This is a genomic window from Massilia sp. 05N420 (assembly GCF_056397205.1).
In genome coordinates, this window is sequence record NZ_JBFTMX010000003.1 from 133874 (window position 1) to 148586 (window position 14713).

Genomic DNA, 14713 nt, shown 5'->3' on the forward strand with positions numbered 1-14713 from the left:
TGTCTATACAAGAAGGTGGATGCCGCAGTGTGCCATGTTGCTGTCGGAGCGGCAAGTTTCCGGACCCTCGGCCGCCTCTACCCCGTGAACCGCTGATACCCGATCTCCCGAAAATAATGCCGTATCCCCTCCGGCCGCGCCTGCGGATCGGCGAGCGCCACATACCCATCCGGCCGCACCAGGTATGCCGCATCCCGCGCCAGTCCGGCGTGCTCATGCGCCCGCTCCCAGTCGAACACGTGCAGCGCCAGGCCGACGTGGTGGCACCAGCTTGACAGCGCATCGGACGCCCTGCCATACACATGGACCTRCCAGTCCACGGTGCCGGTCGGCGCGTAGTTGTCGAGCGCRGCGCCGTGGGCCCAGGGCAGGCGGTCGCCGCCCTTGACCTTGCCGGCCGAGCCGCTGCTGAGCGGGCTGCCGTGGTAGTTCAGCATGCACTGGGACACCAGCCGGAACATGAACTCCCGCACGCCTTCCACCTTGTAGGCCGCGCTGACGAACAGCGGAGCGATGCGGGTACGGACGAAGTTCGCGAAGCCGCCCTCGGCGGAGACGAAGGTGAAGACGCGGTCGGTGGTCTCGACCAGGGTGCGCGCGAAGGCCAGGCGTTCGCTGTCGTAGCTGTCGAGCAGGCGGTCGGCGGCGTCGCCGTGGAGGACCGCCTTCAGCTTCCAGGCCAGATTGATGGCGTCGCCGATGCCGGTGTTCATGCCCTGGCCGCCGGCCGGGCTGTGGATGTGGGCGGCGTCGCCCAGCAGGAACACGCGTCCGTGGCGGAAGTGCTCGGTCAGGCGGTGGTGCACCTTGTAGGTCGAGAACCAGTTCACCTGTTTGACCTCGACACCCAGGCCGCGGATGGCGCGTTCGCTGACGTCGTCGAACGTCAGCTCGCGGTCCGGCGCGACGCGGTCTTCGCGGATGCTGCCGATCAGGCGCGCCAGGCCGTCCTTGGTGTACGAGAACAGGGCCAGGAAGTCGGCATCGTCCAGCGAGACGTGGATCTGGCCGTCGGCCTGCGGGCCTCCGGCGACCACGTCGGCGACGTAGAACAGCTGGTCGTAGGTGCCGCCTTCGAAGTGGGCGCCGAGCTGGTGCCGCACCGGCGAGCGCGCGCCGTCGCAGCCGGCCAGGTAGCGCGCCTCGCAGGTTTCCTCGCCGGCGGGGCCGCGCAGGCGCACCTGCATGTGGTCCTCGTGCTGCTCGAAGCCCAGCAGCTCGGTCTCGCGCTCGACCTTCACGTCCATCTGCTCCAGGTGGGCGATCAGGAGGCGCTCGTGCCGGTCCTGGGGAAAGACCAGGATGAAGGGGTAGGGCGTGAGGTCGGTGCCGGCGTCGATGAAGGTGACGTGGGCGCGCCGCTTGCCGCGCACCCAGAGGTTGATGCCTGGATTGACCATGCCGGACGCGATCACCTCGCCGGCCATGCCGAGCTGGCGGTAGAGCTCCAGGGTCCGCGCATGGACCACCACCGCGCGCGAGGTGGTGCCGGGGCCGGCGGTCTTGTCGACGATGCGCACCTTCACTCCCTGGCGCGCCAGCCACAGGGCCAGCACCAGGCCGGTGGGACCGGCGCCGGCGATCAGGACGTCTTCGCGTTGCTTCATGGAGTCTCCGTTGCGGGTTGGGGAAGTCCGCCCGAGGTGCGCCGGGCGTTGATTCGTTCGCTGACTTCGAACACGGCCATCCCRGCGATCATGGCGGCCACGAACAGCAGGGTCGGCCAGCCGCCGACGCCCAGGCTGGTGAGCGCGGGACCGGGACAGTAGCCGACCAGGCCCCAGCCGACGCCGAACACCACGCTGCCGAGTATCAGCCTGGCGTCGATGTGGCGGGCGCCGGGCAGGTGGATGGTGGCGCCGAGCACGGTGCGGGTGCGTTCGCCGCCGGCGCGGAAGGCGACGGCCGCCACCAGGATCGCGCCCAGCATCACGAACAGCAGCGACGGGTCCCAGCGGCCGGCCAGGTCGAGGAAGGCCAGCACCTTGGCCGGGTTGCTCATTCCCGACAGGATCAGGCCGGAGCCGAACAGCAGGCCGGCAATGAAGGCGGTTACGGTCGGCATGATCAGCCCAGCACGTGACGCATCACGTAAACGGTGACGAAACCTGCCGCCACGAAACAGATGGTGGCGACGATCGAGCGCGGCGACAGGCGGGCGATGCCGCACACGCCGTGGCCGCTGGTGCAGCCCGAGCCGAAGCGCGTGCCGAGCCCCACCAGCAGGCCGGACACGGCCAGCAGCGCGGGCGAGTGGTCGATCTGGGCCGGCGGCATCGCCTGCAGCGCCAGCCAGCCGAGCGKCGCGGCCAGCAGGCCGAGCAGGAATGCGAGGCGCCAGCCGATGTCGCCGCGCGCCGGACGCAGCAAGCCGCCGGCGATGCCGCTGACGCCGGCCACGCGTCCGTTGGCCAGCAGCAGCACGGCGGCGCCGAGCCCGATCAGCAGGCCGCCGCCGAACGAGGCCAGCGGGGTGAAGTGGATGCTGTCGATGACCATGTCGTTCCTCCCCTCAGCTGAATTCTGGCAGGTATGCCGACGCTGTCAAGGAAGGCTTGCGGCGGGCATCACCAGCAGGCGGTCGATGCGGTTGCCGTCCATGTCCGCGACTTCGAACAGCCAGCCGCCCCAGTCCAGGCGCTCGCCGGGCTTCGGGATGTAGCCGAGCTGGTAGAGGATGAAGCCGGCCAGCGTGTGATAGGCGTCCGAGCCTTCATCCGGGAATCTGAACTGGGCCCCGGTCAGGTAGCGGAAGCGGTCCAGCACCATGCCGCCGTCCATGAACCAGCTGCCGTCTTCGCGCTGCACGGCGTCCGGGGCTTCCTCGTCCTCGACCGCAGGCACTTCGCCCACTAGGGCGCCCATCACGTCGGTGAGGGTGATCATGCCCTGGATCTCGCCGTACTCGTCGACGACCATCGCGAGTTCCGCATGGTTCTTCTTGAGCTGTTCGAGCAGGTCGATGGCGCTGACCGATTCCGGCACGTAGAGCGGGGCGTCGAGCTCGGACTCGATGTCGATTTCCTGCAGCGAACCCTTGCGGATGGCCTGGCGGAACAGGTCGCGCGCGTTGACGATGCCCAGCACCTGGGAGCGGTCGCCGCGGTAGACCGGAAAGCGGGCGTAGGGACGGTCGGCGATGTGGACCAGGTTGACTTCCAGCGGGTTGGCGAGGTCGAGGTATTCGAGGTCGACGCGCGGCGTCATCAGCGCCCGCAGATGCCAGTCGTCCAGGCGCAGGGCGCGCGCGGCGATGTCGTACTCGGCGCGCTCGAAGACGCCGGCATCGGTGCTCTCGCGGATCATGCCGGTGACTTCTTCCTCGGTCGGGGTCTCGTCCTTGTGGTGGCGCATGCCGAGCAGCCGCATGATGAAGTCGGTCGTCAGCGACAGCAATTGCACGAAGGGATGCATCAGGCGCGACAGCGCCTTCATCGGCCGCGCGATACGGCTGGCCAGGAATTCCGGGTAGAGGATGGCGATGCGCTTGGGCACCAGCTCGCCCAGCACGATCGAGGCGAAGGTGATGCCGACCACGACCACGGTCAGCGCCGCCGGGCGCGCATACGTTTCCGGGATGCCGATGTCGGTCAAGGAGGGAATCAGGCGCGCCACCAGCGAGGCTTCGCCGAAGGCGCCATTGAAGATGCCGATCAGGGTGATGCCGACCTGGACGGTGGAGAGGAAGCGGCTGGGATCTTCCGACAGCCTGATCGCGGCCGGGGCGCCCGCATTGCCTTCGGCAGCCATCTTCTCGAGGCGCATGCGCTTGGCCGAGACCACCGCCAGTTCCGACATCGCGAAGATGCCGTTGAGCAGAATGAGGACGAGGATGATGATGATGTCGGCCATGCGGATTCCGTGGGTTGTCACCTTATCATCGCACGGCAGCAATCGCGCGCCAACGGTCGCACGATTCGCCGAGGGCAAGAATGGATGAGAAACGGCTTTACTTGCAATAAGAGCAATAATACCCGTACACTTGACGTTCGCCGCGCCTGGAACGGAGCTCGACCGGATGAAGATGACCTTTCCTCATTTCTGCAAGCAGGTACGAAGAATCCTCTTCCTGGTCCCGGCCTTGATGGCGGCAGGCCCCGGCTCGGCAACCGAGCCCCTGATCGACCAGTATGCCGATGGCGAACGTAGCGGCCGTATTTTTCCGTCGAGCTGTTGCTGGGTCGAGCTGCCCGACAACGAGCCTATATGGAAAATCCGTCGCAAAGAATTCGGATGCTCCGCCATTGGCGGCCCCGTTGGGCGGTTCAGGCTGGAAGACGGAAGGCTGTGGCTGACCGGCCTCATGAAATGCGGCGGCGACATCCCTCTGCAGGAAATCTATCCCGACATGAAAAGCCCGGCCTTCGCGGAATGGCTGAGCGGCACCTTCAAGACGGTATTGGACTACCGATGCCATGCAGGCAGCCAGTCCATTTATGCCGTGAGCCAGGAGCTGGTCGTCGAGAAGGGGGTGGTGCGCTCGCTGAAGGAAACAGCGAATGACCTCAGCGCTTGTGAGGCCCGGCATCGGCCGGAAGCGGAGTCCGAATAGGACAGCGCCTTCCGGCCGGCGATTGCATCAAGGGCGGGCCGGATCGAAATGCTTGCCGATACCCGCCCAGCAGTCCTGGTAATTCGCCTGCAACTGCGGCGATTCCAGGGCCTGGGCCGTCGCCACGATCGGCGTGCGGGTCTCGAACATGAAGGCCATCGTGTCGGTCACCTTGTGCGGCTTCGAGGTGTCGGCGCTGCTGGCCTTGTCGAAAGTCGCGGCGTCCGGCCCGTGGCCGCTCATGCAGTTGTGCAGGCTGGCGCCGCCCGGAACGAAGCCCTCGGCCTTGGCGTCGTAGGCGCCGTGGATCAGGCCCATGAACTCGCTCGCCACATTGCGGTGGAACCAGGGCGGGCGGAAGGTATCCTCGCCGACCAGCCAGCGCGGCGGGAAGATCACGAAATCGAGGTCGTCGACGCCGGGCGTGCTGGTCGGCGAATGCAACACCAGGAAGATCGACGGATCCGGGTGGTCGTAGCTGATCGAGCCGATGGTGTTGAAGTGGCGCAGGTCGTACTTGTAGGGTGCGTAGTTGCCGTGCCAGGCCACCACGTCCAGCGGCGAATGCCCGATCGGCGCCGCCCAGAGCTTGCCGCCGAATTTCGCCACCAGTTCGAAATCCCCCTCCACATCCTCGTAGCGCGCCACCGGCGACAGGAAGTCGCGCGGATTCGCCAGGCCGTTCGAGCCGATCGGCCCCATGTCCGGCAGGCGCAGCAGGGCGCCGAAGTTCTCGCAGATATAGCCGCGCGCCGCGCCGTCCGGCAGGGCGACCGTGAAGCGCATGCCGCGCGGAATCACGGCGATCTGCTGCGGCTCGACTTCCAGCAGGCCCAGCTCGGTGGCGATCGACAGCCGGCCCTGCTGGGGCACGATCAGCAGTTCGCCATCGGCACTGTAGAAGTAGCGTCCCGTCATCGGCTGGTTGGCGGCGTACAGGTGGATCGCGCAGCCGGCCATCGCGCCCGGCGAACCGTTGCCGGCCATGGTCACCCAGCCGTCGATGAAGTCGGTGGGGGCATCGGGAATCGGCAGCGGGCTCCAGCGCATCTGGTTGGGCGAGGGCGCCAGGCCGTCGAAGCCGGCCGCGATGCGGGTCTGCTCGACCGGGACGAAGGCGCCGTGCATGGCGGCCGGACGGATCCGGTACAGCCAGCTGCGGCGGTTGTGGCCGCGCGGGGCGGTGAAGGCGGTACCGGAGAGTTGTTCGGCGTACAGGCCATAGGCCACGCGCTGCGGGGAGTTGCGGTGGGCGGGCAGGGCGCCCGGCAGGGCTTCGGTGGCGAATTCGTTGCCGAATCCGCTCATGTATCCGTGGGTCAAGATTTTCTCCTGGACGATCTATGGCATATGACGTGGCTTTTTCGTCACTGTAGAGGAGACTTGCGAATTTTACGAGGTGAATATAAAAATGTAGACTATTTACCCCGTCAATAACACTATCGAGCGCATGATCGAACCGTCTAGCATCGACCTGAACCTGTTGTCCGTGTTTCAGGAGGTTTACCGCGAGCGCCAGATTTCGGGCGCGGCGCGCCGCCTCGGCCTGACCCAGTCCGCCGTCAGCAATGCGCTGGCGCGCCTGCGCCGCACCTTCGGCGACGAATTGTTCGTGCGTACCGCGCACGGCATGCAGCCGACCCCGCTGGCGCAGCAGATGGCCGAGCCGATCGGCGCCGCGATGGCCCAGGTGGCGCTGGCGCTGAGCCAGCGCAGCCGCTTCGAGCCGGGCACGAGTACGCGCCGCTTCACGCTGGCCATGACCGACGTCGGCGAGGTGTACTTCATGCCGGTGCTGATCGAACGCTGCCGCGCGCTGGCGCCGAACGTGGAGGTCGCCTCGAAGCGCGCCAACCCGCTCACGCTGAAGGACGACATGGAGACGGGCAGGGTGGACCTGGCGATCGGCGCCTTCGAGGAGGTGTCGGAAGCGCTCTACCAGCGCCAGCTGTTCCGGCAGCCTTTCGTCAGCATGTTCCGCAAGGGGCATCCGCTGGCGACCGGCAGCGTGGACCTGGCGCGCTTCGTGCAGGCGACGCACCTGATCGTGGATGCGGCCCAGAGCCCCTACGACCGGATCAACGTCCTGCTGGAAAAGGCCGGGGTGGGGACGCAGGCGAGGTTCCGGGTGCCGCATTTCACCGCGGTACCGTATATCGTGGCCACCTCCGACCTGGTGGTGACGGTGCCGCAGAAGCTGGCGGAGAGTGCCGCGGCGCCATTCGGATTGAAGTGGATCGAACCGCCGCTTGCCTTGCCGACCTTGCAAACCAACGTCTTCTGGCACCGGCGCTTCAACCACGATCCCGGCATCCAGTGGCTGCGGGGCCTGATTGCGGACGTGTTCGCAGAGTAGTACCGATAAAATCGCTTAATGAATAGAGGACATGACAATGGCTGACCTGTTTGAGAATCCGATGGGCCTGATGGGCTTTGAATTCGTCGAATTCGCTTCCCCGACCCCGGGCCTGCTCGAGCCGATCTTCGAGAAGCTGGGCTTCACCAAGGTGGCCGTGCACCGTTCGAAGGACGTGGTGCTGTACCGCCAGGGCGACATCAACTTCATCGTCAACAACGAGCCGAAGAGCGCGGCAGCCTACTTTGCCGCCGAGCACGGCCCGTCGGCCTGCGGCATGGCCTTCCGCGTCAAGGATTCCCACAAAGCCTATGCGCGCGCGCTGGAACTGGGCGCGATCCCGATGGAGATCCCGACCGGCCCGATGGAACTGCGCCTGCCGGCCATCAAGGGCATCGGCGGCGCGCCGCTGTATCTGATCGACCGTTTCGAGGACGGCAAGTCGATCTATGACATCGACTTCGAATTCATCGACGGCGTCGACCGCCATCCGCAGGGTCATGGACTGAAGATCATCGACCACCTGACCCACAACGTCTACCGGGGCCGCATGACCTATTGGGCCGGCTTCTATGAGAAGCTGTTCAACTTCCGTGAGATCCGCTACTTCGACATCCAGGGCGAATACACCGGCCTGACCTCGAAGGCGATGACGGCGCCGGACGGCATGATCCGGATTCCGCTGAACGAGGAATCGCAGGCCGGCGGCGGCCAGATCGAGGAATACCTGCTCAAGTTCAACGGCGAAGGCATCCAGCACATCGCGCTGCTGACCGAGAACATCTTCGAGACCGTCGACGGCCTGCGTGCCGCCGGCATCCCGCTGATGACCGCGCCGCCGGAAACCTATTACGAGATGCTGGAAGCCCGCCTGCCGGGCCATGGCGAAGACGTCGGCGCCCTGAAGGCGCGCGGCCTGCTGGTCGACGGCAAGGTCGAGGGCGATTCGAAGCGCCTGCTCCTGCAGATCTTTTCGGAAAACCAGCTGGGTCCGGTGTTCTTCGAGTTCATCCAGCGCAAGGGCGACGAGGGCTTTGGGGAGGGTAATTTCAAGGCGCTGTTCGAGTCGATGGAGCGGGATCAGCTGAAGCGCGGGGCCTTGAAGACCGCGGCGTAAGATTTGGCCGCCAGCCTTTGAGTCGTCATTTCCGGGCATTGCGGGAATCCAAGTTCTGCTGGCGCRGTCGAAGCGCATGCAAACTTGGGTCCCCGCCTTCGCGGGGACGACGTCGTCAGGGCGCGGAGACGATGTGAAATCAGGCCCCAGGGATGCCAGAATAATTTTTCACCTTGTTATCAAAAACAATAAAAAGTGTTGTGTTGACGTCGCATCCCGAAGCGAAATGTGATTTTTTCCGTGTGGAAATACGCACATTCTCACCTGCACCACCTAGAATTTCCGCATGGCATCAATTCTCACAGCCGTCATGCGATTCTCCCAACTTCCCGCCGTTCCGCTGCTCGCCAGCTTCCTTGTTGCCGGCCACTGCAGCGCCGGCGATTCCGCTGCCTCCGAAGAGGCGTCCCCCGTCAGCGCCACAGTCAGCGTGGTCTCGCAGTATGTCTCACGCGGCATCCGCCAGTCCTGGGGCCGTCCAGCCGTCCAGGCCGGGCTCGACTATGCGGGGCCGCGCGGCTGGAGTGCCGGGGCCTGGGCCTCGAGCATCGACGAGCGCTTCGTCGAAAACGGATCGATGGAACTGGACCTCTACGCCGGCTATGCCGGCACCGCCGGTCCGTTCGGCTACAACGCCACGCTCACCTGGTACAAGTATCCGGGCGCACGCGTCTCCGCCACCGGCACCAGCTACGACTACGGCGAAGTGCAGGCCGGCCTGAGCTGGAAATCCCTGTACGCCAAATACAACTACACCTTCAGCCGCGATTTCTTCGGCATCCAGGATGCGCGCGGCACCGGCTACCTGGACGTCGGCGCCGAACATGAGCTCGGCCACGCGCTGGCACTGCAACTGCATGCCGGCGACGGCCGGGTGGCGGGCGCCGGCAACGGGATCTGGAACTGGCGCGACCTGCGCGCCGGCCTCAGCAAGAAGTTCGAGGGCGGCTGGGTCGCTGCGTTGAATGTCACCCGCGCCTTCGGCGGCGCCGGCATCTACGATCGCTACACCACCGGCGTCCCGCGCGGCGACGGCCGCCCCGCGTTCTCGAACGTGGCCCGCCGCGCCCTGGTCCTGTCCCTAACCCGTACTTTCTGAACCAGCACCATGTCGAATAAAGTCCTGTCCTCCCTGTCGCTGAACGCGCGGATCTGCCTGACCGCGACCGCACTCGTAATCCTCAGCCTGGCCGTCACCGCCACCGTGATCGGCGTGCGCGGCAGCCGCAGCGCGGAAGCCGCCAGCATGCAGCTGGCCCGTACCGCGGCGCGCGAAGCCGCCGAAGCGGTGCGGGCCCGCATCGGCGCCAATCTCAGCGCGGTCGCCAACCTGGCCGCCGCCATGCGTGCGACCCGCGGCGCCGGCATGACCCTGGCGCGGCCGCAGATCGGCGAGATGACGAAAGGAACGCTGCTCGGTTCCGAGGACCTGGTCGGCGCCGCCGTCACCTGGGAGCCCGGTGCGCTGGACGGCAAGGACGCCGAGTACGCCGGCAAGCAGCCCGAATACGATGCCAGCGGGCGCTACATGCCTTATTACACCCGCAGCGGGAGCAGCGTGCACGTCGAGCCGATCGTGTTCTCGGACGCCCCCGGCGCCAACGACTGGTACGACGTGCCGAAGCGCACGCGGCGCCTGTTCTTCACCGAGCCTTATGCCTATCCGGTCGGCGGCAAGCAGGTGCAGATGGCGTCGCTGGTGGCGCCGATCCTGATCGACGGCGAGTTCAAGGGCACGGCCAGCGCCGATTTCATGCTGACCCGCCTGGGCGATATCCTCGGCGGCATGAAAGCCATCAGCGGCGGCAGTCTGTCGCTGGTGTCGAACGGCGGCCTGTACGCCAGCCATCCGGAGGCGGCGCGCAACGGCAAGAAGGCGGCCGACATTCCGGCGGCCGGCCTGGCGGCGGTCCGCGACGGAAAGACTTATGAATTCGTCGACGCCGCCGGCATGGTGCACCTGCTGCAGCCGCTGCGCCTGCATGCCGACATCGCGCCCTGGTCGGTGCAGCTGGTGTTCCCGCAGAGCGTGGCCACGGCGGACGCCCGCAGGTTGCTGCACGAGACCCTGGTCGCCGCGCTGCTGTCCGCCGCGCTGGCCGCCGCGGTGATGATCTCGGTCCTGAACCGCCTGACCCGGCCGCTGCGCGTGCTGGGAAGCACCATGAGCGGCCTCGCGAGCGGCAATGCCGACCTCACGGTGCGCCTCGAGGTCAAGGGCAGGGACGAGCTGGCGGCCATCGCCGCCGGGTTCAACGGCTTCGTGGCCAGGATCCAGGACGTGCTGGCCCAGGTGCGCCACAGCTCGGACAATGTGGCTTCGGCCAGCCACGAGATCAGGCAGGGCAATGCCGACCTGTCGGACCGGACCGAACAACAGGCCAGCGCTCTGGAGGAAACCGCGGCCTCGATGGAGGAGCTGACCTCGACCGTGAAGCAGAACGCCGACAACGCTAGGGAAGCGCGCCGGCTGGCCCAGGCCGCCGCCGACACCGCCGCCAGCGGGGGCGCGGCGGTCGCGCGCGTGGTCGAGACCATGGATGCGATCAGCGCGGCCTCCGGACGCATCGTCGAGATCATCTCGGTGATCGACGGCATCGCCTTCCAGACCAATATCCTGGCGCTCAACGCCGCSGTCGAAGCGGCGCGCGCCGGCGAGCAGGGCCGCGGCTTTGCCGTGGTGGCCTCCGAAGTGCGCAACCTGGCCCAGCGCTCGGCCGCGGCGGCGAAGGAAATCAAGGGCCTGATCGGGGATTCGGCGGCCAAGGTCGGCACCGGCGCCACCCTGGTGGGTGAAGCCGGCATGACCATGGAGCAGGTGGTGGACAGCGTGCGCCGGGTCAGCGCGATCGTCGCCGAGATCAGCGCCGCCAGCGCGGAACAGAGCAACGGCATTGCCCAGGTCAATGCGGCGATCGTGCAGATGGACGGCGCGACCCAGCAGAACGCCGCCCTGGTCGAGCAGGCCGCCGCCGCCGCCGCCAGCTTGCAGGACCAGGCATCGCTGCTGGTCGGACTGGTCGGCAAGTTCCGGATCGAAGCCCGCGCCTGAGCGCCGATAACTGCTATCCTCGCCGAATCGATGAGATTCGGGAGGAAGCCTTGCTGTCCGCATTTGCCGTTCTGCTGGTGTTCCAATGCCTGGGCGAAGGCCTGGTGTTCCTGTTCGGCTGGCCCGTCCCCGGGCCGGTGACCGGCATGCTGCTGCTGCTGGCCGCCCTGGTCGCCTTACCGCGCCTGCAGGACGTGGTGGAGGCCGGCGCCAACGAGCTGCTGCGCCACCTGTCGCTGCTGTTCGTGCCGGCCGGGGTCGGTATCGTGGTCGCGGCGTCGAGCGGGAGCGGGCAGTGGCTGGCGATCGGCGCCTCGGTGGTGGTCAGCACCCTGGCCACGCTGGCGGTGACGGCGCTGGTGCTGAAGGTCCTGATGCCGCGCCCGAAGGAGGACGGCGCCGATGTTTAATTTCGAGGAACTGACCCACTTCTGGGTCTACCTGTCCGCCTCGCCGCTGCTGGGCCTTACCCTGACCCTGTGCGCCTACGTGTTCGCGCAATGGGTGTTCGCGCGCTGCGGCTTCTCTCCGCTGGCGAATCCGGTGGCGATCTCGATCGCCATCATCAGCCTGCTGCTGGTGGCCAGCGGCATGTCCTACCAGCGCTACTTTGCCGGCGCCCAGTTCGTGCACTTCCTGCTCGGCCCGGCCACGGTGGCGCTGGCGGTGCCGCTGGCGCGCCAGGTGCCGCGGCTGCGCCGCAGCCTGCTGCCACTGGTGTGCGCGCTGCTGTGCGGCTGCGTCACGGCAATCGTCAGCGCGGTGCTGGTGGCGCTGCTGCTGGGCGCTTCGCCCGAGCTGGCGCGCACCATCGCGCCGAAGTCGGCCACCACGCCGATCGCGATGGCGGTGTCGGAACGCCTGGGCGGCATTCCCGCGCTGACCGCGGTGCTGGTGATCGGCACCGGGATCTTCGGCGCCATCAGCGGGCGCTTCCTGATGAACGCCCTGCGGGTCGAATCGCATGCGGCGCGCGGCCTGGCGCTGGGCGTGGCGGCGCACGGCATCGGCACCGCGCGCGCCTTCCAGGTCAGCCCCGAGATGGGCGCCTATGCGGGGCTGGGCATGGGACTGAACGGCGTGCTGACCGCGCTGGTGGCGCCCTGGCTGGTGCCGGCGCTGCTGGGCTGGATGGGGCATTGAGCCTGGATTCTGAACGTGTATCGCGCGCCGCCGGCGCTGCGGCGGCGTATGATGATTCCAGCCTGGCTGTTCCAGGAGGACATATTGAACCTCTCACCATTGCCGCTTGCCGTCTTCGTCGCCGATGTACACGGCACGATCATGAGCTGGAACCGGGCTTGCGAAAAGCTGGCCGGTTATTCGGCCGCCGAGATGCACGGCCGTACCCTCGACCAGCTGATCGAGTTCGACGATGCCGGCGGCCACGCATTGTCGGTCGAAGCCCGCGTCGATATCGACAGTGTCGGCAATCTCGTCTGCGCCGACGGCCGCCGCCTGCCGGTGCGCGTGACGGTGGCGCCGCAATCCCTCGATCCCGAACAACCGGGCAGCTACAGCATCATCGTGGTGCCGCGCGGCGCCACCGCGCCGTCGCGCTACTCCCTGATCCAGGACCTGCCGGTCAACGACATCATCGAAGGCCTGCCCTGTGTGTTCTACGTGATCGACCAGAGCGGCCGCCTGCTGCTGTGGAACCACCAGCTCGAGCAGGCCCTGGAAATGGAGAGCGAGGAGCTGCCGACGGTCGAGGTCAAGTACTTTTTCGAGCCGGCCTGCCGCGCCGAGATCGTGCAGAAGATCCTGGACGCCTTCGACGCCGGGAGTTCCTGGCATGAGGCGGAACTGATCGGCAAGCACGGCAAGCGTACCAGTTTCCTGTTCCAGTGCTGCCGTACCAGCCTGGGCAGCCTGCCCTGCGTGTTCGGCACCGGCCTGGACATCACCGCGCGCAAGCGCGCCGAGCACGTGCTGAAGGTGCGCGAGCGCGCCATCTACGCCAGCGTGAACGCCATCTGCATCACTTGCTGCGAAGGCAGCGAGAACCGCATCGAGTACGTCAACCCGGCCTTCGAGCGCGTTACCGGCTATACGCTGGGCGAGATCAAGGGCCGCGATCCGCGCTTCATGCGCATCGAGGGCTGCGACGTCGACGAGCACCGGCGCATCCACGAAGCCCTGCAGCGTCGCGAAAGTGTGCACGCGGTGCTGCGCAACGCCAGGAAGAACGGCCAGTTGTTCTGGAACGAGCTGCGCATCGACCCGGTGCGCAATGCCGACGGCGAGGTCACCCACTTCGTCGCCGTCATCAACGACATTACCGAGGCGCGCCACTACGAACGCCGCCTGCACCACCTGGCCCACCACGATCCGCTGACCGGCCTGGCCAACCGCACCCTGCTGCAGGAACGGCTGAAGCAGGCGATCCAGTTTGCCGCGCGCAACCGCATGGTCGGCGCGCTGGCCTTTCTCGACCTCGACAACTTCAAGTACATCAACGACAACCTCGGCCACGACATCGGCGACGCCGTCCTGATCGAGACCGCCGGGCGCCTGCGCGCCAATATGCGCGAGGAGGACACGGTGGCGCGGGTCGGCGGCGACGAGTTCGTCCTCGTGATCAACGACCAGGGCGGCGCGGAGCAGGTGGCCGACCTGGTGGAGCGGATCCGCCGCAGCGTCGGCAGCCCGGTGCTGGTGGGCGGCAAGGAGATCGTGCCCAGCACCAGCATCGGCGTGGCACTGTTCCCGCGCGACGGCAGCACGGTCGACAAGGTGATGCGCGCCGCCGACGCCGCCATGTACCACGCCAAGAGCCTGGGCAAGAACAACTGCCAGTTCTATTCGGCCGAATTGAACCGCCTGGTGCACCAGCACCTGCTGCTGGAGGCCAGCCTGGGCCGCGCGATCGGCAACCACGAAATGGTGCTGGGCTACCAGCCCAAGGTCGACCTGCGCAGCGGCCGCATGGTGGGCGCCGAGGCGCTGTTGCGCTGGAACCATCCGGAGCGCGGGCTGATCGGACCGGACAGCTTCATCCCCGTGGCCGAGCAGACCGGGCTGATCGTGCCGCTGGGCGAATGGGTGATCGAGGAAGCCTGCGGCGCGCTGCGGGCCATCGGCGACCTGGGCGAGCACGATTTCGTCATCTCCGTGAACCTGTCGCTGCGCCAGCTGCGCCACCGCCAGTTCGTCGAGCGCGTGATGGAAAGCCTGGAGCGGCACCAGGTGTCGCCGTCCTGCCTGGAGCTGGAGGTGACGGAAAGCCTGCTGATGGACCGTCCCGACGAGGCGAAGGAAGTGCTGGCGCGGCTGAAGGCGCTCGGCGTGCGGCTGTCGATCGACGATTTCGGCACCGGCTATTCGAGCCTGAGCCAGCTGCAGGCCTTCCCGGTCGACCACATCAAGATCGACCGCTCTTTCCTCGGCGGCGGCATCGACGACGGCCACGGCGTGATCACGCGCGCCATCATCGCGCTGGGCCACAGCCTGCAACTGAAGGTGATCGCCGAAGGCGTCGAGACCCGCGAACAGCTGGCTTTCCTGCGCGACCACGATTGCGACCAGATGCAGGGCTTTTATTTCAGCCCGGCGCTGTCGCAGGCGGCGCTGGCTGACATGCTGAGCCGCGGCGTTCGCTTGCACGCGTGATGGGAATTCGAGGGGAGCGGGCGC

13 protein-coding genes are annotated in these 14713 nt (G+C 67.0%); 8 read left to right on the top strand and 5 right to left on the bottom strand.

Going from position 1 to position 14713, the window contains the following annotated elements:
• Positions 1–77: 77 nt before the first annotated feature.
• The 4 genes from AC1DIX_RS02590 to AC1DIX_RS02605 are packed head-to-tail and all read right to left on the bottom strand — an operon-like array spanning position 78 to position 3873.
• The gene (locus tag AC1DIX_RS02590; RefSeq protein ID WP_477321795.1) at positions 78–1607 is read right to left on the bottom strand and encodes an FAD-dependent monooxygenase; all 1530 of its coding nucleotides are present in this window, start codon (positions 1605–1607) and stop codon (positions 78–80) included.
• Entirely contained in the window at positions 1604–2065 is a 462-nt protein-coding gene (locus AC1DIX_RS02595; protein ID WP_477321797.1) for a DUF6691 family protein, read from the bottom strand. Before AC1DIX_RS02595 ends, AC1DIX_RS02590 begins: the two co-directional genes overlap by 4 nt.
• A gap of 2 nt (positions 2066–2067) precedes the next feature.
• The gene (locus tag AC1DIX_RS02600) at positions 2068–2499 is read right to left on the bottom strand and encodes a YeeE/YedE family protein (protein WP_477321799.1); all 432 of its coding nucleotides are present in this window, start codon (positions 2497–2499) and stop codon (positions 2068–2070) included.
• Positions 2500–2544: 45 nt separating this feature from the next.
• The gene (locus AC1DIX_RS02605; RefSeq protein WP_477321802.1) at positions 2545–3873 is read right to left on the bottom strand and encodes a hemolysin family protein; all 1329 of its coding nucleotides are present in this window, start codon (positions 3871–3873) and stop codon (positions 2545–2547) included.
• A 145-nt stretch (positions 3874–4018) separates the two neighbouring features.
• On the opposite strand from AC1DIX_RS02605, the gene AC1DIX_RS02610 reads away from it, so the two are divergent.
• Positions 4019–4552, top strand: a complete 534-nt coding sequence (locus AC1DIX_RS02610) for a hypothetical protein (RefSeq protein WP_477321804.1) — start codon at positions 4019–4021, stop codon at positions 4550–4552.
• A 27-nt stretch (positions 4553–4579) separates the two neighbouring features.
• Here the strand turns inward: AC1DIX_RS02610 and hmgA are convergent, their stop codons facing one another.
• Positions 4580–5860, bottom strand: a complete 1281-nt coding sequence (hmgA, locus tag AC1DIX_RS02615) for a homogentisate 1,2-dioxygenase (protein ID WP_477321965.1) — start codon at positions 5858–5860, stop codon at positions 4580–4582.
• Between the two features lie 142 nt (positions 5861–6002).
• On the opposite strand from hmgA, the gene AC1DIX_RS02620 reads away from it, so the two are divergent.
• The 7 genes from AC1DIX_RS02620 to AC1DIX_RS02650 all read left to right on the top strand — a co-directional run bounded on the left by AC1DIX_RS02620 (position 6003) and on the right by AC1DIX_RS02650 (position 14689).
• Positions 6003–6908, top strand: a complete 906-nt coding sequence (locus AC1DIX_RS02620) for a LysR family transcriptional regulator (protein WP_442121455.1) — start codon at positions 6003–6005, stop codon at positions 6906–6908.
• 37 nt (positions 6909–6945) lie between these two features.
• Positions 6946–8025, top strand: coding sequence for a 4-hydroxyphenylpyruvate dioxygenase (gene hppD, locus AC1DIX_RS02625; protein ID WP_442121454.1), 1080 nt, complete (start codon positions 6946–6948; stop codon positions 8023–8025).
• A 286-nt stretch (positions 8026–8311) separates the two neighbouring features.
• On the top strand, positions 8312–9124 hold the full coding sequence (locus AC1DIX_RS02630; protein WP_477321806.1) for a TorF family putative porin: 813 nt from the start codon (positions 8312–8314) through the stop codon (positions 9122–9124).
• 9 nt (positions 9125–9133) lie between these two features.
• Entirely contained in the window at positions 9134–11077 is a 1944-nt protein-coding gene (locus AC1DIX_RS02635; protein ID WP_477321808.1) for a methyl-accepting chemotaxis protein, read from the top strand.
• Between the two features lie 50 nt (positions 11078–11127).
• Positions 11128–11487, top strand: a complete 360-nt coding sequence (locus tag AC1DIX_RS02640; protein WP_442121451.1) for a CidA/LrgA family protein — start codon at positions 11128–11130, stop codon at positions 11485–11487.
• Positions 11480–12220 (top strand): LrgB family protein, encoded by a 741-nt coding sequence (locus AC1DIX_RS02645; RefSeq protein WP_477321810.1) that lies wholly within the window; start codon positions 11480–11482, stop codon positions 12218–12220. The genes AC1DIX_RS02640 and AC1DIX_RS02645 overlap by 8 nt, the downstream gene beginning before the upstream one ends.
• Before the next feature lie 84 nt (positions 12221–12304).
• Complete coding sequence (locus AC1DIX_RS02650; protein WP_477321812.1) at positions 12305–14689, top strand: sensor domain-containing protein; 2385 nt, start codon at positions 12305–12307, stop codon at positions 14687–14689.
• Positions 14690–14713 lie beyond the last annotated feature (24 nt).

Excerpts from the sequence above, each read along its gene's own strand:
- AC1DIX_RS02610 (WP_477321804.1), top strand. The coding sequence starts at position 4,019 with ATGAAGATGACCTTTCCTCATTTCTGCAAGCAGGTACGAAGAATCCTC.
- hmgA (WP_477321965.1), bottom strand. The coding sequence starts at position 5,860 with ATGAGCGGATTCGGCAACGAATTCGCCACCGAAGCCCTGCCGGGCGCC.
- AC1DIX_RS02620 (WP_442121455.1), top strand. The coding sequence starts at position 6,003 with ATGATCGAACCGTCTAGCATCGACCTGAACCTGTTGTCCGTGTTTCAG.
- hppD (WP_442121454.1), top strand. The coding sequence starts at position 6,946 with ATGGCTGACCTGTTTGAGAATCCGATGGGCCTGATGGGCTTTGAATTC.
- AC1DIX_RS02630 (WP_477321806.1), top strand. The coding sequence starts at position 8,312 with ATGGCATCAATTCTCACAGCCGTCATGCGATTCTCCCAACTTCCCGCC.
- AC1DIX_RS02645 (WP_477321810.1), top strand. The coding sequence starts at position 11,480 with ATGTTTAATTTCGAGGAACTGACCCACTTCTGGGTCTACCTGTCCGCC.